This window comes from Litchfieldella anticariensis FP35 = DSM 16096 (genome assembly GCF_000409775.1).
Classification (GTDB): domain Bacteria; phylum Pseudomonadota; class Gammaproteobacteria; order Pseudomonadales; family Halomonadaceae; genus Litchfieldella; species Litchfieldella anticariensis.
This window is the reverse complement of record NZ_KE332391.1, coordinates 590376-610994: the sequence shown is the minus strand read 5'-3', so window position 1 is coordinate 610994 and position 20619 is coordinate 590376. Positions and strand designations below refer to the sequence as shown.

The window sequence follows — 20619 nt, the reverse complement described above, 5'->3', positions numbered from 1 at the left end:
TTTGCGGGTGGTTCGAAACCGACCACAATCCTGCTCGAAGCTCGAAGCTCGAAGCTCGAAGCTCGAAGCTCGAAGCTCGAAGCTCGAAGCTCGAAGCTCGAAGCTCGAAGCTCGATCACACCGAGCCGATCATCTTCCTCAGCACATAGTGCAGGATGCCGCCGTGGTGGTAGTACTCCAGCTCGTTGGCGGTATCGATGCGACACAGCGCCTCGAACTTCTTCTCACCCTTGTCGCTGGCGATGGTCACCTTGACTTTGCCGCCCGGGGTCAACTCACCGAGTCCCTCGATGGAGACTGCCTCATCGCCTGTCAGTCCCAGTGTTTTGCGGCTTTCGCCCTCGGAGAACTGAAGCGGTACCACGCCCATGCCGATCAGGTTGGAGCGGTGGATGCGCTCGTAGGATTCGGCCAATACTGCACGTACGCCGAGCAGGCGGGTACCCTTGGCGGCCCAGTCGCGTGACGAGCCGGTACCATACTCTTTGCCAGCGATCACCACTAGCGGCGTGCCTTCCTCTTGGTATTTCATCGCCGCGTCGTAGATCGCCATCTGCTTGCCGCTGGATATGTGACGGGTGTAGCCACCTTCGACGCCGTTGAGCATCTCGTTTCTGATGCGCACGTTGGCAAAGGTGCCGCGCATCATCACCTCATGGTTGCCACGCCGTGAGCCATAGGAGTTGAAGTCTACTGGCTTGACGCCACGCTCCTGCAAGTAGCGACCAGCGGGGCTGTCGGGTTTGATGGCGCCAGCTGGAGAGATATGGTCGGTGGTCACTGAGTCGCCGAGCATGGCCAGGATACGGGCATCCTTGACGTCCTCCACCGGGGCGGGCTCCTTGCCCATGCCCTCGAAGAACGGCGGGTGTTGAATGTAGGTGGAGTCCTTCGACCATTCGTAGACCTGGCTTTGCGGTACATTGATGGCCTTCCAGACCTCGTCGCCATCGAAGACCTCGGCATACTCCTTGCGATACATATCGGTCTTGACCTTTTCCACCGCTTCGGCGATTTCCGCTTGGGAAGGCCAGATGTCCTGCAAGTAGATCGCCTGACCGTCCTGGTCTTTGCCTAGCGGTTCCTTGGCCAGGTCGAGGCGTACATTACCTGCTAGAGCATAGGCCACTACCAGCGGTGGCGACGCCAGCCAGTTGGTCTTGACCAGCGGGTGTATGCGGCCCTCGAAATTGCGGTTACCGGAAAGCACCGAGGCTACGGTCAGGTCGCCGTCTTCGATGGCTTTTTCGATGGCCTCGGGTAGTGGGCCAGAGTTGCCGATGCAGGTGGTGCAACCATAGCCGACCAAGTTGAAACCCAGCGCATCCAGATCTTCCTGGAAACCACCCGCGGCCAGATAGTCGGTGACTACCTTGGAGCCTGGTGCCAGAGAAGTCTTGACCCATGGCTTGGTCTTGAGTCCTTTCTGTAGGGCCTTACGTGCCAAGAGTCCTGCAGCCAGCATTACATTGGGGTTGCTGGTATTGGTGCAGGAGGTGATGGCAGCGATCACCACGGCACCAGGGTTGAGCTTGAAGGCCTCGCCGGCGAGGGTGACGTCCTGGCTGTCGTGATGCTCGTAGCTTGCCTCGATGCCCACCGCGGTCTGACCGCCTTCGGAGAACAATCGTCCCTTTTCAGTGGAGGGCGGCTGTGAGGTGTCACCGTTCATCAGCTTCTCGAAGGTCGCCTTCATGTCGCTGAGTGCGACGCGGTCCTGGGGCCGCTTGGGGCCGGCCAGGCTGGCTTCGACATCGCCCATGTCCAAGTGCAGGGTGTCACTGAAAATTGGCTCGGCACCGGGTTCGCGCCACAGTCCCTGGGCCTTACTATAGGCTTCCACCAGAGCTACTTGGGGCTTGCTGCGACCGGTTAGGTGCAAGTAGTTGAGCGTTTCGTCATCCACCGGGAAGAAACCGCAGGTGGCGCCGTATTCTGGCGCCATGTTGGCGATGGTGGCGCGGTCGGCGAGCGGCAGATCGTTCAGGCCATCGCCGTAGAATTCTACGAACTTGCCAACGACTCCCTTCTTGCGCAGCATCTGAGTCACCGTTAGTACCAAATCGGTGGCAGTGATGCCCTCACGCAGCTTACCAGTGAGTTTGAAGCCCACCACCTCTGGGATCAGCATCGATACCGGCTGGCCGAGCATGGCGGCTTCTGCCTCTATGCCGCCCACGCCCCAGCCGAGAATGCCTAGCCCGTTGATCATAGTGGTGTGGGAGTCGGTTCCCACCAGGGTGTCGGGGTAGGCGAGAGTCTTGCCGCCTTCCTCCTTGGTCCACACCGTCTTGCCCAGGTATTCCAGGTTGACTTGATGGCAGATACCGGTGCCTGGGGGGACCACACGAAAATTGTCGAAGGCTTCCTGGCCCCAGCGGAGGAACTCATAGCGCTCGCGGTTGCGTTCCATCTCAATGGCTACGTTGTCGCGAAAGGCTGTGGGATTACCGTACTTGTCGACCATCACCGAGTGGTCGATGATCAGATCCACGGGCGATAGCGGGTTGATCCGTGAGGGTTCTTCGCCCAACGTCTCGACCGCGGCGCGCATCGAGGCAAGGTCGACCACACCGGGAACCCCGGTGAAGTCCTGCATCAGCACTCGCGCGGGACGATAGCCGATCTCGCGGCTCGAGCGAGCCTCCTTCTGCCAGTCGACCAGTGCCTGCATATCGTCGCGGGAGACGCTCTCGTCATCGGCGAAACGCAGCTGATTCTCCAGCAACACCTTGAGGGTCATGGGCAAGCGCGATATGTCGCCCAAGGTCTCGGCCGCCTTGGGCAGGCTGTAATAGTGATAGATGCGCTCTGCCACAGTCAGGCTGGCAAGCGTGCGCGGAACGGAATCGGCGCTCATGGTCTTCTCCTCATGACGGGTGAAGGATCATCCGTGCGGGACTCTTCATAGCACATGGTCATGATAGATGCTGTTTTCAAGCACTGCCGTAGGCCAAGTTCCCGGCAACAGCAGCTATGCTGGGAAACTAGGGAAGGCCGGGGATCCACTTCGGTCTGATCACGACAACTTGAAAGTATCGTGCACTACCCCCATGTGGAGGGTTCATGGGTGGTGCACGGCTGTCGGGAGCGCAGCATGCATGAGGAAATGTTGGCCTCACGGTTGGTGTACTGCCCTTATTGCAGCACCGAATTCGACCTGCTGGTGGATGCCAGTCAGGGAAGTCATCAGACCTGGGAAGACTGCCCGCGCTGTTGTGCGCCCATCCAGGTACTGATTGCAGTATCGCCGCACAACGGCGAACTGGAAGACGTGACCTTGAGCCGTGATGACGATGTCCCTTGAAGAAATGACGTCGGCTCGTTCATTTTCCGGTCACGTGCCCATGGTAGGATAGCCACTGACTATATTGCCGATTGGGCTTATTAAATTGCGGTATCCTAGACATTGACTTTAGTCTAGAGCCCGTTTTCATCACTCACAAAACCTCTCAATCTCAAAGGAGATCTGCATGAGCGTACTGGTTGGTCGTCAAGCCCCGGATTTCGAAGCCGCTGCTGTCCTGGGAAATGGTGAAATCGTCGAGAACTTCAAGCTGTCCGACAGCAACGGAAAGCTGCGCGTGCTGTTCTTCTGGCCGCTGGATTTCACCTTCGTCTGTCCGTCCGAAATCATCGCCCACGACAACCGTCTGGCCCAGTTCAAGGAACTCGGTGCCGAAGTAATCGGGGTTTCCATCGACTCCCAGTTCACCCACTACGCCTGGCGCAAGACCTCACCGGAGAAGGGCGGTATCGGTGAAGTCGGCTTCCCCATCGTTGCCGACGTCAAGCATGAGATCACTCAGGCCTACGGCATCGAGCATCCGGAAGCCGGTGTCGCCATGCGCGGCTCCTTCCTGATCGACGAGAATGGCGTGGTCCAGCATCAGGTCGTGAACAACCTGCCGCTGGGTCGTAACGTCGATGAGATGTTGCGTATGGTCAAGGCTCTCAAGCACCACCAGAAGCATGGTGAAGTCTGCCCGGCAGGCTGGGATGAGGGCCAGGAAGGCATGCAGGCGGATGCGGAAGGCGTTGCCAAGTACCTGGGTGCCCACTCTCAGGGCCTGTAAGTTTTCGGTACTTCCAGAGGCGGCCCGCGGGGCCGCCTCTTTCGTTGCGATCAGTATGGCAAGCCGGGTTACAATGATTATATGCAGGGTTTTGTGGCATGGATTTGCGTTAAAGCCATGCCACAGGGCCGCTGGGGTCACCGCAGCCTTTTCGTCAGCTTGAGTTATGAGGTTTCCATCCCATGAGCGAAGTGCGCCACGAACGCCTGATCATTCTCGGTTCCGGTCCGGCCGGCTATACGGCTGCCGTCTATGCTGCCCGTGCCAACCTCAAACCGCTGCTGATCACCGGTATGCAGGCCGGTGGCCAACTGACGACGACCACCGACGTCGACAACTGGCCTGGTGATGATGCTGGTGTACAGGGGCCTGAGCTGATGGAACGCATGCGCAAGCATGCCGAACGATTCGATACCGAGGTGCTGTTCGATCATGTCAATGAAGTCGAATTGCGCCAGAGGCCTTTCACCCTCAAAGGGGACAACGGCACTTACACTTGTGATGCATTGATCATTGCGACCGGAGCCAGTGCTCGTTATCTGGGGTTGCCCTCCGAGCAAGCGTTCATGGGGCAGGGGGTTTCGGCTTGTGCCACCTGCGACGGTTTCTTCTACCGCAATCAAGAGGTCGTGGTGGTAGGTGGCGGCAATACGGCTGTAGAAGAGGCGCTTTACCTGTCGAACATCGCATCCAAGGTGACCTTGGTTCACCGCCGCGATAGCTTGCGGGCTGAGAAAATTCTGCAGGATAAGCTGTTCGACAAGGTTGAGAACGGCAACATCGAAGTGGAATGGAACCACACCTTGGATGAGGTGCTGGGTGATAATACCGGGGTCACCGGCGTGCGTCTCAAGTCGACCCAGGATGGCAGCACCAAGGAGCTCCCCGCGCCTGGGGTGTTCATCGCCATCGGGCACACCCCCAACACTGGGATCTTCGAAGGTCAGCTCGATATGGCCGGTGGCTATATCAAAGTGCGCTCGGGGCTGGAAGGCAACGCCACCGCTACGAGTGTGCCAGGCGTCTTTGCCAGTGGCGACGTCATGGATCACGTCTACCGTCAAGCGATTACCTCGGCCGGCAGCGGCTGCATGGCAGCACTCGACGCTGAGCGCTATCTAGATGAATTGAGCTAGAAGCTGGAAGAGCGGCGCTCCGCGCCTGGAAGATGGAAGAACGCTGCTCGCAGCTTTAAGAAAAAAGGTCGAAGAACGGCGCTACGCGCCTTGAAGAGGGAAGGAAAAGCGAGATACTGCCTTCCTCTTCCTCTTCCTCTTCCTCTTCCTCTTCCTCTTCCTCTTCCTCTTCCTCTTCCTCTTCCTCTTCCTCTTCCTCTTCCTCTTCCTCTTCCTCTTCCTCTTCCTCTTCCTCTTCCATCAATAATGCGGTGGAACTTCGTCCTCAGGCCGAAAGCCGGCACCATGGTCGTCGTCTTGCATGGCACGTTGCTGGTCGCGCAGACGCTGTTGCATCAGCTCGCTCAGCCTTTCCAGTTGAGCCAGCCGCTTCTCTTGGGTGGCAACGGCCCGATCCAAACTATCCAGCCAATGTTCCTGATAAGCGATACGGCTCTCCAATTCGTCGAGCCGTGTCTGATGGTGGGTGAGCGAGTCGTCCTTTGTCATGCTAGAATCGTCGGGTTGTGTGTTGCCGTTCATCGCGACACCTTCACTAAGTAGATCGACGCCCCGAGGCATAAGCGCTGGTGGGCATTCGTCATGATCGTTTATCCATTGCCATCACAAGAGAACTCGAGGTCCATGAATCGTAAGGTCTTGCTTCGTTGTAGTCTTATCAGTCTGTTACTCGCTGCTCCTGCTCCATTGTTGATCGCTCTGTTCATCTCGTTCACCGGGAGGACATTATCCCGAGAGCTGTTTGCCACTCTTGAACCGAGTGGAGTGGCCGTCATCTATGTGGCCGTCGCGGTGGCGGTGTTCGTGCCGCTGCTGATCGCCACTCTGGCGGTCAATATGTTGACCCCTAAATTGGCCACTCTAGCCGAAGTCGAGGATGATGATCGCGAGATTGGCGAGGTCAAGTGGTTTAATGTCAACAAGGGTTATGGTTTCATCACCCGCGATAGCGGTGAGGACGTCTTCGTGCATTTTCGTGCCATTCGCGGCAAAGGACATCGCACTCTGGCCGAGGGGCAGAAGGTGCGTTATCACGTCATCGAGAACGAACGCGGGCTTCAAGCCGATGATGTCACGGTGATCACCTAGTTCGTTTTTAATGCCAGACAGCGCCCCGCCTCATGCGGGGCGCTGTCGTTATGGCCTATTGTCCCGAGTCTGGCCAATCGATAGCGCCTTCGCTTCCATCAGGCAGTACCTGCCAGAAGCGGTCGGGGTCGTCGCCGGGTTGCCAGCCGCCCAGCGAGCAGCGCACTTCACAGCTTAACCGCTGGGCGGCCTCGCGGGCGCAGTCCACGTCCCTAGGCCAAGGCGTGGCGTCGCTGTCGAACCACAAGCTAGCGTAGCCTTCCGCTGCCTGCTCCACCAGTAGTACGGGAATACGACGACCATCTCCGTACCCGGTAGTACGCGCCTTACCCTTACCGACCTTCTGCAAGGGCGGCGCATCCAATCGTTCGGCCAACCAGACGTTCAGCGCCTCGTGTGACACCTTGGCCAGGTAGATTTCGATATCGGGGTAGCGCTGCATGATAACCTCGGGGTGACTTAAGCGAACAAGCGCCTGAGAATGGCTTCGTATATATCGCTCAGAGTGTCCAGGTCAGCGGCGCGGACCCGTTCGTTGACCTTGTGGATGGTGGCGTTGAGTGGCCCCAGTTCGACCACCTGGGCACCTAGCGTGGCAATGAAGCGGCCATCGGAAGTGCCGCCGGCCGTTGACAGCTCCGGGCGCTGTCTCAGCACTTCCTCGACGCCAGCCAGTGATGCTGCCACCAACTCGCCCTCAGCGGTCAGGAAGGGTTCGCCATTGAGCGTCCAGTCGAGCCGGTAGTCGAGCCCGTGGGCGTCGAGGATTGCCTGAGTGCGCTCCTGTAATTGTTGGTAGGTAACTTCGGTGGAATAGCGGAAGTTGAAGATGACTTCCAACTCGCCAGGGATCACATTGGTGGCGCCGGTGCCCGAGCGGATATTGGAGATCTGGAAACTGGTGGCGGGGAAGAAAGCGTTACCGCCGTCCCAGTGCTCACGTACCAGAGCATCCAGGGCGGGGGCGGTCTCATGAATGGGATTGCGCGCCAGATGAGGGTAGGCCACGTGGCCTTGTATGCCCTTGACATGCAGTACACCGCCAAGCGAGCCACGTCGCCCATTTTTGATCGTGTCAGCCAGTTCGTTGGTGGAGGAGGGCTCGCCGACGATACAATAATCCAGGCGTTCATGTGTTTCCCGCAGATGTTCAACCACCGCGCGGGTGCCGTCGATCGCCGGCCCCTCTTCGTCGGAAGTGATCAGGAAGGCGATCTTGCCGTCGTGATCGGGATGAGCGGTCACGAATCGCTCCACGGCGGTGAGCATTGCCGCTAGACTACCCTTCATGTCGGCAGCGCCGCGGCCACAAAGCATGCCCTCGTCGTCGATACGTGGCTCGAATGGAGGGTACTCCCAGAGTACGTCCGGCCCGCTGGGTACCACATCGGTGTGACCGGCGAAAGCCAGTACCGGCCCGTGATGGCCTCGAACTGCCCAGAAGTTCTCGACATCGCCAAACGGCAGTCGCTCGATGTGAAAGCCCAAGCGTTCGAGGCGCTCAATCATCAATTCCTGACATCCAACGTCATCTGGGGTCACCGAAGGTCGACGCATCAACTCCATGGCAAGTTGAAGGGTCGAGGAGAGTGTAGCGTTCTCGTGTGGGTCATTCTCGGGCATTGGCATGCGGGGTCCTGGATGACGTGGGAAGTGATACCTGCCGGAGCAGGTACCAGCGGTCGTTCATTGGTTGGCGTGCAGCGCCTCGTTCAACGCAATTGCGCTCTTGTTGGTCAGGCACTCGATACGCCCGGTCTGCGAGTTGCGTCGCAGCAGCAGGTCGCTCTGGCCGGCCAGCTCACGAGCGGCCACGGTCTTGACTTCCTGGCCCTGATCGTCGAGCAGGGTGACCTTGGCGCCAGCAGTGATGTAGAGACCGGCCTCCACGGTGCAGCGGTCACCCAGCGGGATGCCGATGCCGGCATTGGCACCGATCAGGCAACCTTCGCCGACCTTGATGATCATGTTTCCGCCACCGGAAAGCGTGCCCATGGTCGAGCAGCCACCGCCCAAGTCAGAACCCTTGCCGACCACCACTCCAGCGGAGATACGTCCTTCGATCATGCCGGGGCCGACAGTACCGGCATTGAAGTTGACGAAGCCTTCGTGCATGACGGTGGTGCCCTCCCCAAGGTGGGCCCCCAAGCGTACGCGTGCAGCGTCGCCGATACGTACCCCATTGGGTACCACATAATCAGCCATCTTGGGGAACTTGTCGACGCAGTCCACGGACAAGGTGCGGCCCTCCAGGCGTGCCTTGAGACGACGCGATGGCAGCTCCTCGATATCGATGGCGCCTTCATTGGTCCAGGCCACGTTGCGCAACAGGCCAAACATGCCGGTCAGATCGATGCCGTGGGGCTCGACCAGGCGATGTGACAACAAGTGCAACTTGAGATAGACCTCTGGAGCCGACTCGGGGGGGTGGTCGCTTTCCAGGAACATGGCCACCAGTGGCCGTTGGCTAGTGGCCAGGAGCTCGGCAAGCTCAGCCTGTTCCGTATGGCCCGCATTGCGAAACGCTTGGGCCAGTCCACTGCAGTGCTCGGGCAGGAAGCTCACCGCGGCATTGCCTTCGGGAGCGTCCAGGGCCTTCTTGGCGGCTTCTACCAGGCTGGCCTGGGGGTTGAGTAGCGGTGTGGGGTAATAGATTTCCAGCCAGTCGCCTTGGGTGTTCTGGGTACCGATTCCGAGTGCGAAGCTCAGCATGGGGAATATCCTCTGGGATGATTAAAGGGAAAGGGCTAGCCCGTCAACTTGTCGTAATCGCTGTCTCGATAGCCGACGAGAAAGCCATTGCCGGTATCCAGCAACGGGCGCTTGATTAGTGTTGGATGTTCCAGCATCAGCGAGCGGGCGCTGTTGGCATCGATGTCGTCCTTGTTGAGGGCATCGAGGTTACGCCAAGTGGTGCTGCGCTTGTTGAGCAAGGTCATCAAGGGAATGCGTTCGAGAAGGTGCTCGATCAGGTCTGCCGAAAGCCCATCCTCGCGCAGGTCGTGAAAGCGGTAAGGAACGTCTTTGCTGTCCAGGGCTTTACGCGCCTTGCGGCAGGTATCGCAATTCTTGATGCCATACAAGGTATACATGGTGACTCCTTCAGCGACGTTCGAGGAAGCGCCGGATACGCCGGGCACCCTCGACAGTGGCCTCGACCTCGGCGACCAGTGCCAGGCGCACCCGCCCCGCACCAGGGTTGCTGCCATCGGTACCATCCCGCGACATGTAGCGACCGGGTAGTACGCTGACATGTTCCTCCGCATACAGGTCGCGGGTAAAGGCTTCATCGTCACCGCCGGGGATTGCTGGCCACAAGTAGAAACTGGCTTCTGGCGTCGGGAACGCCATCACCGGTGAGAGGATTTCGGTGACCGCAGCGAACTTCTCGCGATAAGCATCGCGGTTGGCACGTACATGGCTCTCATCCTGCCAGGCGGTGACGGAGGCATGCTGCAGCGGTAGTGACATGGCGCAACCGTGATAGGTGCGGTAGCGCTTGAAGGGAGCGATCAGCGCGGCGTCGCCGGCGACGAAGCCCGAGCGCAATCCCGGCAGGTTGGAACGCTTGGACAGCGAGTGAAACACCAGGCAACGCCGATAGTCGTGACGACCAAGCTGGGCACAGGCCTCGAGTAACCCTGGCGGTGGAGCGGCTTCGTCGAGATAGAGCTCGGAGTAGCACTCGTCGGAGGCGACAATGAAATCGAACTCATCGGCTAGTTCGATCAGGCGTGTGAAATCCTCGAGTGGCGTGACTGCACCGGTGGGGTTGCCCGGTGAGCAGACGAATACGATCTGCACATTACGCCAGGTATCCGTGCTCACCGCATTGATGTCTGAACGGAAGCCATTTTCTGCATGGCAGTCGAGGTACAGTGGCTCGCCGCCAGCTAGCAGCGTGGCGCCCTCGTAGATCTGATAGAAGGGATTGGGCATGGCGACCCGCGCCGCGCGGGTGCGATCGAGTGCTGCCTGGACGAAGGCGAAGATCGCCTCGCGGGTGCCGTTGACCGGCAGCACTTGGGTGTCGGGGTCGAGCCCCGGTAGCGAAAAGCGTCGCATTGCCCACGCAGCAATCGCTCGGCGCAGTTCCGGCAAACCGGCAGTGGCGGGGTAACGCGCCATCTCATGCTGATGCCTGTGCAGCGTCTCGAGTGCCGCTGCATACGGCGCGTGCTGAGGCTCGCCGATGGTCAGCGGAATATGCCCAAGCGCCTCGGGGGGCTTCACGCCAGCCTTGAGGGCGGCGAGTTTCTCGAAGGGATAAGGTTTCAAGGCGTCGAGATCGGGGTTCATGAGTGTCCTGGCTGCGCCTTGCCGAGGCGCTTGTCGTTATCGGGGGACAGCGCCCTTGGCACCGTGCCGCGTGTGATGTTCAGGCAGGCGATTATAGGGAAGCCCACCTGGGGCCTCAAATTTCGGCTTCGTTCAAAAGCTACCAGGCCATCGCTCGTCGACGTTTCAGATGAAGCCTAGACACTGAGCACCTCGGTCAGCCGCTCACGCAAACGCTGCTGGCGCTCGGGGTCGGTCAGCGGTCGGCCTTGCTTGTCGGTGATGAAAAACACGTCTTCAACGCGTTCACCCAGAGTGGCGATCTTGGCCGTTGACAGCGCGATGTCCTGTTCCATGAAGATGCGCCCCACTCGGGCCAGCAGGCCAGGTCGGTCGGGGGCCACCAGTTCGAGCATGGTGCGCTCGTTGGCCGGGTCCTGTTCGATCACCACTTGAGTGGGAACCTTGAAATGCTTTAGTTGGCGCGGGGTGTGGCGGGTAACGATTTGCGGATAGTCGTCTGGATCGTCGAGTTCTTCCACCAGATAGCGCCGAATATCGGCAAGTCGTTCCCGATCGCGTATCGGCTGGCCTTCGTCGTCCAAAATGATGAAGGTGTTGAGCGTCCGGTCGTTGCTGGAAGTCGCGATACGCGCATCGTGGATCGACAGGCCAAGTTGTTCCATGGCTGCCGCTGTAGCGGCGAACAAGTCATCCACTGAACGGGTATGGATGAATACCTTGGTGCCACCTTCTGCCATGTCTTCGGTGGGGGCGCTGATCAGAATCAGCGGCAGCGGCGAGTCGCCATGCGCCAGGATGCCTTGAGTCTGCCACACGATTTCGCTGGGCGCATACTGTAGGAAGTAGTCTTCACCGAGCGACTCCCACAGTTGGTCTACCTTGGCCAGGTCGGCACCGACGGTGGCAAGTAGGCCACGTGCTTCCTGGCGGGTCTCGCGTACCCAGTCTTCGCGGTCCAACGGATTTTCCAGACCCCGCCGCAGGGCGCGCTTGGTCTCGGTATGCAACTGGCGCATCAGCGAGGCGCGCCAGCCATTCCATAGTGATGGGTTGGTGGCATTGATATCGGCCACGGTCAGCACGTAGAGATAGTCGAGATGGACTTCGTCGCGCATTTGGGTGGCGAATTCGCGAATCACGTCAGGGTCGGAGATGTCGCGCTTCTGAGCAGTCTTCGACATCAGCAAGTGGTTTTCCACCAACCAGCTCACCAGCCGGGTATCGTGGGGCGATAATCCATGGCGTTCACAGAATGCTTCGGCATCTAGGGCACCAAGAATCGAATGATTGCCACCACGCCCCTTGCCGATGTCGTGATAGAGGCCGGCAATCCACAGTAGTTCGAGTTTGGGTAGTTGGTGCACCAGAACCGCTGCTACCGGGAAGTCTCCGCGCCCTTCGGGTTCGCGGAAACGTTGTATGAATTTCAGCAGACGTAGGGTATGAGCGTCGACGGTATAGATGTGGAACAGGTCGTGCTGCATCAACCCTACCGCCTGGCCGAATTCCGGCAGGTACTTGCCGAGCACGCCATAGCGGTTCATGCGCCGTAACTGGCGAGCGACGTTGCCGCCACAGCGTAACAATTCCATGAACAGGCTCTGGTGGCGGACATCGTCGCGAAACAGGTCGTCGATGCGATGGCGATTGTCGCGGATCAGGCGGATGGTAGAGGCGCGTACTCCTTCGATATCGGGATGTTGGGCCATCAACAGGAACAGCTCCAGCAGCGCCGAAGGGCGATGATGGAAAACTCGTGGGTAGCGAGCCTGGATGTAACCGCCCTTGATTTCGAAACGGTCATTGAGAGGCCTGGTCTCGAGCTTCTCGTCGCCGCGTAGGATCACCTCGTCGAAGTGCTGTAGCAGCATGTCGTTGAGGCCGGCGAGGGCCGTGACATGCCGGTAGTAGCGCTTCATGAACTGCTCGACAGCCAGCCGCTCGGGAGTGTCTCGGTAGCCGAACAATTCGGCGATGGTGCGCTGATGGTCGAACAGAAGACGATCCTCGGCGCGTCCGGTGAGCATGTGCAAGGCATAGCGCACTTGCCACAGAAATGCTTGGCCTTGGCTCAGGATGCGCAGTTCGGCATCGTTCATGAAACCGTTGGCCACCAGATCCTCATAGCGCTGACTGCCGAAGTGGCGCTTGGCTACCCAGCCGATCATCTGAATGTCGCGCAGCCCACCGGGAGAGCTCTTGATGTTGGGTTCGAGGTGATACTCGGAGTTGTTGTATCGATAGTGGCGAGCAATCTGTTCTTGCCACTTGGCCTCGAAAAAGCGATCCGCGGGCCACAGGCGATTTGTAGACAGGCGTTCCTGCATGGCCTCGCGCAGCCATTCGGGGCCGGCCAGGGTACGTGACTCGAGTAGGTTGGTGATGACTGTGATATCGGCCATGGCCTCACGCTCGCAGTCGGCCAGTGAACGCACGCTGTGGCCGATTTCCAAACCGATGTCCCACAAGAAGGTGATGAAATCGGTTAGCGGCTCGCGGTACGGGGTGTCATCATCGTTCTCGAGTAGAAATAGGAGGTCGATATCCGAGTATGGGTGCAATTCGCCACGCCCATAGCCACCCACCGCAAGCAGGGTAATGCCGTCATCGGGCCAGGCGTACCGTGACCAGGCCATTTCCAGAAGGCGGTCGAGGCACCAGGCGCGGCCATGTATCAGGTCGCGGATGTCGGCGCCGGCGCGAAAACGCTCGTCGAGGCGTGCCTGGATGGTGCGCAACGCCTCCTTGAAGGAGGCGATGGATGAGCGCTGGCCCTGGAGGGAGTCACGCAGGGCCGCGACATCAAACAGGCTCTCGTCGGGGACGAAACGATAATGGTGCAGTAGCATGGTCAGCCGTGAAGGAACGACAGGTCTTCTTCGCCACGGGCAGTGAGCACTTCGACGCCGCTGGCGGTGACCAGCAGTGTGTGTTCCCACTGCGCGGAGAGGCTCTTGTCCTTGGTTACTGCCGTCCAGCCGTCGCGAAGCACCTTGGTGCGATAGCCGCCGACATTGATCATCGGCTCGATGGTGAAACACATGCCCTCGGCCAATTCGATATCGGCTTCCGGAGCGTAACCATCGTAATGCAGTACTTGGGGATCCTCATGGAAGACCGCGCCGATTCCGTGACCGCAGAAATCGCGCACTACCGAATAGCCATTAGCCTCGGCATGACTTTGGATCGGTCGCGCCAGGTCGGATAAGCGGGCTCCTGGCCTGACCTGGGCGATGCTGTAGTACAGGCATTCCTGAGTGACGCGTGAAAGCCGTTCACCCTGGATACTTTCGCCGATGATGAACATCTTGCTCGAGTCACCGTGGTAACCGTCGGCAGTCTTGACAGTGATGTCGATATTCATGATGTCGCCTTTCTTGAGCTTCTTGGCGTCATCGGGGATGCCATGGCACACCACATGATTAATCGAAGTGCAGATCGATTTGGGGAAACCATGGTAATTGAGCGGTGCCGGTGTAGAGCCCAGTTCGTGAACGATATAATCGTGGCACAACCGGTCGAGCTCGCCGGTGCTGATACCGGCTTGGACGTGGGGGGCGATCATTTCCAGCACGCTGGCGGCCTGGCGACCGGCTTCGCGCATCTTGTCGATTTCGTCGGGCGTTTTGATGGGAACGTTCATGGATTCTCGACATCTGGGGGTGGTGGTGCCAGTCGCGGGCGGTACAAGAGAGCGGGCGACTTCAACTTGGCGTTGATCTATGGTATAAAGCTGCGCGCTTTCCTGCAATCGTTGTACCGGCCGTCTTTCCCGCGGTTGAGCGGTACTTCGTCGGCGACGATACTGTGAAGTGCGTGATTAGAAACGCCTTGAAATCACACATGCACCGTCACATGGTCCCGGGTGCTGTCGGCTGACCTCCGGCAGTCGGATCCATGGGGTGTGTGGAGGCCTAACCCGATAGTTTCAGGAGTCATCCATGGCACAAGTCAATATGCGTGACCTGCTCAAGGCAGGCGCCCACTTCGGCCACCAGACCAAGTACTGGAATCCGAAGATGAGCAAGTACATCTTCGGTGCGCGTAACAAGATTCACATCATTAACCTCGAGCACACCCTGCCGGCGCTGAACGAAGCGATCGGCGTGGTCGAGAAAATGGCCGCCTCCAACAACAAGATCATGTTCGTTGGTACCAAGCGCAGCGCCAGCAAGATCATCAAGGAAGAAGCTTCCCGTGTGGGTATGCCCTTCGTCAATCATCGCTGGTTGGGCGGTATGCTGACCAACTACAAGACCATTCGCGTTTCCATCAAGCGTCTGCGCGAACTCGAAGCCATGCACGATGACGGCACCTTCGACAAGCTGACCAAGAAGGAAGTGCTCATGGCGACCCGCGAGCAGGACAAGCTCGAGCGCTCCGTAGGCGGTATCAAGGAGATGGGCGGCCTGCCTGATGCGCTGTTCGTGATCGACGTCGATCACGAGCGTATCGCTATCAACGAAGCTAACAAACTGGGCATTCCGGTCATCGGTGTGGTTGATACCAACTCTGATCCGGACGGCGTCGATTACGTGATTCCCGGTAACGACGATTCCATCCGCGCCATCCAGATCTACGTCCAGGCCATCGCCAACGCTTGCGCCAAGGCGAAGGAAGGTCGTCCCGACGAGTTCGTCGAAGTCCCAGAGAGCAACGAAGTCGCCGAGTGATACCGGTGCGTCTATCCTGACTGTCGCACCGCCATGTTGAGCCGCTGCGGTAGCCAGGGTAGAGAGAAAGGGGGCGTTGGTCCCCCTTTCCCCGCCGCCCTCGCTCGGCTCGCGGGACAAGTCCCTCCGAATACCGACGTCAAATCTAGAGGTTATTATCATGGCAGCTATTAGCGCCTCTCAGGTCAAGGAACTGCGCGAACGTACCGGACTCGGCATGATGGAGTGCAAGAAAGCACTCACCGAAGCCGGTGGTGATATCGAGAAGGCGATCGAGGATCTGCGCAAGAACTCTGGTCTCAAGGCCGCCAAGAAGGCTGGCCGTACCGCCGCCGAGGGAGCTGTCGTCACTCGTGTTGCAGAAGATGGCAGCTACGGGGTGATGCTGGAAGTGAACTCCGAGACCGACTTCGTCGCACGCGACGATAACTTCACAGCCTTTGCCGAGAAAGTGCTGGCCAAGGTTTTCAGCAACAAGTCAGACGATCTGGCTGCCATCATGGCTGGTGAGTTGGAAGAAGCTCGCGAGCAACTAGTGCAGAAGATCGGTGAGAACATCTCCGTACGCCGTGCGATCGTGGTCGAAGCCGGTGATGGCAACCGCGTGGGCGAGTATGTCCATGGTGGCCGAATCGGTGTGCTGACCGTGCTCAAGGGTGCTACTGCTGAAGCAGCCAAGGATGTCGCTATGCATGTCGCGGCCATCAATCCGGCCGTGGCGCGTCCCGAAGACATGCCCCAGGAGCAGCTCGACAAGGAAAAGTCGATCATCCTGGCGCAGCCGGACATGGCGGGTAAGCCGGCAGAAATCGCCGAAAAGATGGTCCAGGGTCGCCTCAAGAAGTACTTGGCCGAGAACAGCTTGACCGAACAGCCTTTCGTCAAGGATCCGAACCAGAGCGTCGCGGACTATGCCAAGTCGGCTGGTGGTGAAGTAATCGGCTTCACGCGCTTCGAGGTGGGCGAAGGTATCGAGAAGGAAGAAGTCGATTTTGCCAAGGAAGTGATGGAACAGGCTCGCCGCAGCTGAGGTCTGAGCTTCCAGGTTCGTGATGGCGTGCGCGAGAGCGCACGCCTTCGCGTATTCGGCTGGTGGTTTTGCCAGCCGCCGTTTGTAGCGCCAGAATTACCGTCGACGTGTCAAGGAGACCTGCCTATGCCATCCTCTTCCGATCACCCCGCCACCGCGGAGCAACGCAGCAGCAAGTCCGAGCGCGGCGCCAAGTCGAAGTACAAACGCATCCTGCTCAAGTTGTCCGGTGAAGCTTTGATGGGGGAGCACGATTTCGGTATCGATCCTCAGGTGCTTGATCGCATGGCGCTGGAAATCGGCCAGTTGGTCGGTATTGGGGTCCAAGTGGGTATCGTGGTCGGCGGTGGCAATCTGTTTCGTGGCGCTGCACTGAACGAGGCCGGTATGGATCGCGTTACCGGCGATCACATGGGCATGCTTGCCACTGTGATGAACGCTCTGGCCATGCGTGATGCCCTGGAACGTTCCAATATCCGTTCACGGGTCATGTCGGCGATACCGATGAGCGGCGTGGTCGAACATTACGATCGACGTACCGGCATCCGCTACCTGACCTCTGGAGACGTGGTATTGTTTTCTGCCGGAACCGGAAACCCATTCTTCACTACGGATTCGGCGGCCTGTCTGCGTGGTATCGAAATCGATGCCGATGTGGTGGTCAAGGCTACCAAGGTAGATGGGGTTTATGACAAGGATCCCGTCAGGTTTGCCGATGCAGTGAAGTACGAACACTTGACCTACGATGAGGTGCTGGATCAGAAACTCGGTGTCATGGATTTGACCGCCATCTGTCTGGTGCGGGACCATGACATGCCGGTTCGTGTCTTCAATATGAACAAGCCGGGAGCGCTGCTGAATCTGGTCGTGGGTGGCAAGGAAGGCACGCTGATAGATAGAGGGTAGAACCGTGATCAACGAGATCAAGAAAGACGCCGAATCGCGCATGAAGAAGAGCCTTGACGCCCTGCATGCCAACTTCAACAAGATTCGCACAGGTCGTGCGCACACCAGCCTGCTGGACTCGGTGACTGTGGACTACTACGGTTCCGAAATGCCGATCAATCAGGTGGCTAGCGTTAATGTCGAGGATGCACGCACCCTGTCGGTAGTGCCCTGGGAGAAGAGCATGGTGCCCAAGGTGGAAAAGGCCATCATGTCCTCTGATCTCGGCCTGAACCCGTCGACAGCCGGTAGCGTGATTCGTGTGCCGATGCCGATGCTGACCGAGGAAACGCGCAAGGGCTATATCAAACAGGCGCGTAGTGAAACCGAGAATGCTCGGGTCGCGGTGCGCAATGTACGTCGCGATGCCAATGGCGACATCAAGGCGCTGCTCAAGGAGAAGGAAATCTCCGAGGACGAGGAGCATCGTGCCGTGGAGGAGATCCAGAAGCTGACCGACAAGTACATTGCCGAGATAGACAAGCTTCTGGAAGCCAAGGAACATGACCTGATGCAGGTCTGAGGTTGAGCGGGCGCTGTTGCCCGCCTACCTCGACTGCATGCGAGACCCCATGACGTCAACGCAGTCTTCCAAGTCCCGTCAGTGCGAATCTTCGCATTGTGGGCCGCCACGCCATGTGGCGATCATCATGGATGGCAATAATCGCTGGGCCAGAGCCCGGGGGATGGCCGGCGTGCGTGGCCATCGAGCCGGTGTCGATGCCGTCCGCTCCGTGATTCGCCGCGCCGCCGAGCGCGATGTCGAGACCTTGACGCTGTTTGCCTTTTCCAGCGAGAACTGGAAGCGGCCAGTCGGAGAGGTCAATGCATTGATGGAGCTGTTTCTGATAGCGCTCAAGCGCGAGGTCAAGAAGCTTCACGAGCATGGCATCCGCTTATCGGTCATCGGTGCACGCGAGGGCTTTCCATCGTCTATCCAGCAGTACATTGCACGTGCCGAGCATCTCACTCGTGACAATCGTGGCTTACACCTGGTAATTGCAGCCAACTATGGTGGGCACTGGGACATCACCCAGGCAGCACGCCATCTGGCCGAGCGGGTCGAAGCCGGTGAGTTGCATGCCAGCGATATCGATGAGCAGGCCATAGGACGAGAAATCTGCCTGGCCGACGATCCTCCTGTCGACCTGTGTATTCGCACCAGCGGTGAGCAACGGATCTCCAACTTTCTGCTGTGGCAATTGGCTTATGCCGAGTTCTACTTCTCGCCTTTGCTGTGGCCGGACTTCGATGGTGATGCTTTTGATTTGGCCCTCGAGGACTTCTGTCGGCGACAGCGCCGCTTCGGGATGACTGACGAGCAGATCGAGGCTCAGGGTGCTTAAGCAGCGGGTTCTAACAGCATTGATACTCGCGCCGCTGGCACTTGCCGGGCTGTTTGGACTGCAAGGCGCTGCTTTTGCCCTGTTCACGGGAGGAGTTCTTCTCGTCGGAGTTTGGGAGTGGGTCAACCTGGCGGGATTCGAGTCCTGGCGAACTCGTTGGTGCGGGGTCGTGGGGGCAGCTCTGATCATGTTGCTGTTGTGGATGAGTGATGCTGTGCACTCCACTTGGCCGCTGTGGGTCGGGGCTGTCGGCTGGTTGGCTAACCTCTACTGGGTGATGCACTACCCCGAACGTCAACGCCAGTGGGAAGCGCCTATATGCCGATTGGCGATGGGTGGATGGGTCTTGTTGCCCTGCTGGGTGGGTTTCATCACCTTGCGCGATAATGGTGTCGAATGGCTGTTGTTCATACTGCTGCTGGTGTGGTCGGCTGATACCGGTGCCTACTTCGCTGGTCGTGCCTATGGTCAGCGCAAGCTGGCTCCCCGAGTCAGTCCCGGCAAGAGCTGGGAAGGCGTCATGGGGGGGGTGGTGGCCACTGTTGTCCTGGCCTTGGTATTCGCCATATGGCAGGGACTTGGCGTGGGACGGTCATTGTTGTTGGTAGTCATTACCCTAGTTGTCACCCTGTCCTCGGTATTGGGTGATCTACTCGAGAGCATGCTCAAGCGAATGCGTGGCATCAAGGACTCCAGTTCTCTGTTGCCTGGTCATGGTGGCGTGCTCGATCGTATCGACAGTCTGACGGCGGCAGTGCCGGTCTTCGCTCTGCTGTGGCTCTGAGTATAAGTGTTCATGTGTGATGCGAGATCCGACATGACTGGTTCTTCTGACCGCCGCCAGGCGGTGACCGTGCTCGGCGCCACCGGCTCGATTGGTACCAGCACCCTTGACGTGCTGGCGCGACATCCCGAGCGCTACCGGATTCACGCGTTGACCGCTTCGACGCGCCGTGAAATCTTGCGAGATCAGTGCTTACGCCATCGTCCTCAGGTGGCCGTTCTGGCCCATGAGCGCGATGCCATCTGGTTGCGTGACGAACTGCGTCATGCCGGCCACGAAACCGAAGTACGAGCTGGCGAGTCAGCACTGGTCGAGGTGGCCTCAGCCAATGATGCGGATGTGGTGATGGCAGCCATCGTCGGCTCTGCCGGATTGCTGCCAACGCTCGCCGCGGTGCGTGCCGGTAAGCGTGTGCTCTTGGCCAACAAGGAAGCGCTGGTGATGTCCGGGGCGTTGTTCATGGAGGCTGTCGATCGCCACCGGGCAGTATTACTGCCTATCGACTCCGAACATAATGCCATCTATCAGTGTCTACCCGCTGAGCACCGCGGTGGGCTAGCCCGAATGGGGGTCAGCCAATTGCTGCTGACGGCTTCGGGTGGCCCGTTTCTGGGATGGGAGACCAGCGAGCTGTCGACGGTGACACCCGATCAGGCTTGTGCGCATCCCAACTGGTCAATGGGGCGCAAGATCTCAGTGGATAGTGCCACTTTGATGAACAAAGGGCTGGAGCTGATTGAGGCATGCTGGTTGTTCGACGCCAAACCCGATCAGGTGAAGGTCGTCGTGCATCCGCAAAGTGTGATCCACTCCATGGTCGCCTATAGCGATGGTTCGATGATTGCACAGTTGGGCAATCCTGACATGCGAACGCCCATCGCCTATGGTTTGGCCTGGCCGGAGCGCATCGAAGCCGGTGTCGAAGCGTTGGACCTGTTTCAAGTGGCCCGGTTGGATTTTCAGGCACCCGACGAGGCGGCGTTTCCTTGTTTGCGCCTGGCCCGTCAGGCTATGGATGCCGGGGGCACCGCCCCTGCCGTGCTCAATGCCGCCAATGAGGTGGCTGTCGAGGCCTTTCTGACAGGAGATTTGGCGTTCACTGGCATTGCCGAGGTGGTGAAAAGGGTGCTTGATGCCTCATCCTTGCAAGCCGCCACGGAACTCGAGGTGATTCTCGATGAGGATCGCCGAGCGCGCGAACGAGCCGAGCGCTATCTGGAGCGCTGTCGCTAGGCTAG

The 20619-nt window shown here is 59.0% G+C and carries 21 protein-coding genes; 11 read left to right on the top strand and 10 right to left on the bottom strand.

Going from position 1 to position 20619, the window contains the following annotated elements:
* Positions 1–115: 115 nt before the first annotated feature.
* Positions 116–2860 carry an aconitate hydratase AcnA gene (acnA, locus tag L861_RS15205; RefSeq protein ID WP_016417362.1) on the bottom strand — a complete coding sequence of 915 codons (2745 nt, stop codon included), beginning with the start codon at positions 2858–2860 and terminating at the stop codon, positions 116–118.
* A gap of 237 nt (positions 2861–3097) precedes the next feature.
* Between acnA and L861_RS15200 the strand changes: the two genes are divergently transcribed.
* From L861_RS15200 to trxB, 3 genes are all read left to right on the top strand, one after another.
* Positions 3098–3307: a zinc ribbon domain-containing protein gene (locus L861_RS15200; RefSeq protein ID WP_016417361.1), complete on the top strand. Its 210-nt coding sequence runs from the start codon at positions 3098–3100 to the stop codon at positions 3305–3307.
* A 166-nt stretch (positions 3308–3473) separates the two neighbouring features.
* Positions 3474–4076, top strand: a complete 603-nt coding sequence (locus L861_RS15195) for a peroxiredoxin (RefSeq protein WP_016417360.1) — start codon at positions 3474–3476, stop codon at positions 4074–4076.
* A gap of 182 nt (positions 4077–4258) precedes the next feature.
* A complete protein-coding gene (trxB, locus tag L861_RS15190) occupies positions 4259–5212 on the top strand; it encodes a thioredoxin-disulfide reductase (RefSeq protein WP_016417359.1) in 954 nt (317 codons plus the stop codon).
* Positions 5213–5267: 55 nt separating this feature from the next.
* Here trxB and L861_RS24805 read toward each other — a convergent pair whose 3' ends face one another.
* On the bottom strand, positions 5268–5453 hold the full coding sequence (locus tag L861_RS24805; protein ID WP_016417358.1) for a hypothetical protein: 186 nt from the start codon (positions 5451–5453) through the stop codon (positions 5268–5270).
* Positions 5453–5701 (bottom strand): SlyX family protein, encoded by a 249-nt coding sequence (locus tag L861_RS15180; protein WP_027948116.1) that lies wholly within the window; start codon positions 5699–5701, stop codon positions 5453–5455. The genes L861_RS24805 and L861_RS15180 overlap by 1 nt, the downstream gene beginning before the upstream one ends.
* 135 nt (positions 5702–5836) lie before the next feature.
* On the opposite strand from L861_RS15180, the gene L861_RS25245 reads away from it, so the two are divergent.
* Positions 5837–6301 (top strand): cold-shock protein, encoded by a 465-nt coding sequence (locus L861_RS25245; protein ID WP_016417356.1) that lies wholly within the window; start codon positions 5837–5839, stop codon positions 6299–6301.
* 55 nt (positions 6302–6356) lie between these two features.
* On the opposite strand, the gene L861_RS15170 is transcribed toward L861_RS25245, so the two are convergent.
* From L861_RS15170 to map, 7 genes are all read right to left on the bottom strand, one after another.
* Positions 6357–6743 (bottom strand): hypothetical protein, encoded by a 387-nt coding sequence (locus L861_RS15170; RefSeq protein ID WP_016417355.1) that lies wholly within the window; start codon positions 6741–6743, stop codon positions 6357–6359.
* 17 nt (positions 6744–6760) lie between these two features.
* A complete protein-coding gene (dapE, locus tag L861_RS15165; protein ID WP_035568436.1) occupies positions 6761–7930 on the bottom strand; it encodes a succinyl-diaminopimelate desuccinylase in 1170 nt (389 codons plus the stop codon).
* A 57-nt stretch (positions 7931–7987) separates the two neighbouring features.
* Positions 7988–9013, bottom strand: coding sequence for a 2,3,4,5-tetrahydropyridine-2,6-dicarboxylate N-succinyltransferase (gene dapD, locus L861_RS15160; RefSeq protein ID WP_016417353.1), 1026 nt, complete (start codon positions 9011–9013; stop codon positions 7988–7990).
* A 35-nt stretch (positions 9014–9048) separates the two neighbouring features.
* A complete protein-coding gene (locus tag L861_RS15155) occupies positions 9049–9393 on the bottom strand; it encodes an ArsC family reductase (RefSeq protein WP_016417352.1) in 345 nt (114 codons plus the stop codon).
* A gap of 10 nt (positions 9394–9403) precedes the next feature.
* Entirely contained in the window at positions 9404–10600 is a 1197-nt protein-coding gene (gene dapC, locus L861_RS15150) for a succinyldiaminopimelate transaminase (RefSeq protein ID WP_016417351.1), read from the bottom strand.
* Positions 10601–10776: 176 nt separating this feature from the next.
* Entirely contained in the window at positions 10777–13452 is a 2676-nt protein-coding gene (locus tag L861_RS15145; protein ID WP_016417350.1) for a [protein-PII] uridylyltransferase, read from the bottom strand.
* 2 nt (positions 13453–13454) lie between these two features.
* The gene (gene map / locus L861_RS15140; protein WP_016417349.1) at positions 13455–14246 is read right to left on the bottom strand and encodes a type I methionyl aminopeptidase; all 792 of its coding nucleotides are present in this window, start codon (positions 14244–14246) and stop codon (positions 13455–13457) included.
* 298 nt (positions 14247–14544) lie between these two features.
* Here map and rpsB point away from each other — a divergent pair, with 298 nt between their 5' ends.
* The 7 genes from rpsB (at position 14545) to ispC (ending at position 20614) form a co-directional block, all read left to right on the top strand.
* A complete protein-coding gene (rpsB, locus tag L861_RS15135; protein WP_016417348.1) occupies positions 14545–15276 on the top strand; it encodes a 30S ribosomal protein S2 in 732 nt (243 codons plus the stop codon).
* A gap of 160 nt (positions 15277–15436) precedes the next feature.
* The gene (gene tsf, locus L861_RS15130; RefSeq protein ID WP_016417347.1) at positions 15437–16306 is read left to right on the top strand and encodes a translation elongation factor Ts; all 870 of its coding nucleotides are present in this window, start codon (positions 15437–15439) and stop codon (positions 16304–16306) included.
* A gap of 126 nt (positions 16307–16432) precedes the next feature.
* Positions 16433–17212 (top strand): UMP kinase, encoded by a 780-nt coding sequence (gene pyrH, locus L861_RS15125; protein ID WP_016417346.1) that lies wholly within the window; start codon positions 16433–16435, stop codon positions 17210–17212.
* 4 nt (positions 17213–17216) lie between these two features.
* Positions 17217–17774 carry a ribosome recycling factor gene (frr, locus tag L861_RS15120; protein ID WP_016417345.1) on the top strand — a complete coding sequence of 186 codons (558 nt, stop codon included), beginning with the start codon at positions 17217–17219 and terminating at the stop codon, positions 17772–17774.
* Between the two features lie 49 nt (positions 17775–17823).
* Complete coding sequence (uppS, locus tag L861_RS15115) at positions 17824–18597, top strand: polyprenyl diphosphate synthase (RefSeq protein ID WP_027948115.1); 774 nt, start codon at positions 17824–17826, stop codon at positions 18595–18597.
* Positions 18590–19381, top strand: coding sequence for a phosphatidate cytidylyltransferase (locus L861_RS15110; protein ID WP_016417343.1), 792 nt, complete (start codon positions 18590–18592; stop codon positions 19379–19381). Before uppS ends, L861_RS15110 begins: the two co-directional genes overlap by 8 nt.
* 33 nt (positions 19382–19414) lie before the next feature.
* Positions 19415–20614: a 1-deoxy-D-xylulose-5-phosphate reductoisomerase gene (ispC, locus tag L861_RS15105; protein ID WP_016417342.1), complete on the top strand. Its 1200-nt coding sequence runs from the start codon at positions 19415–19417 to the stop codon at positions 20612–20614.
* Positions 20615–20619: the final 5 nt, after the last annotated feature.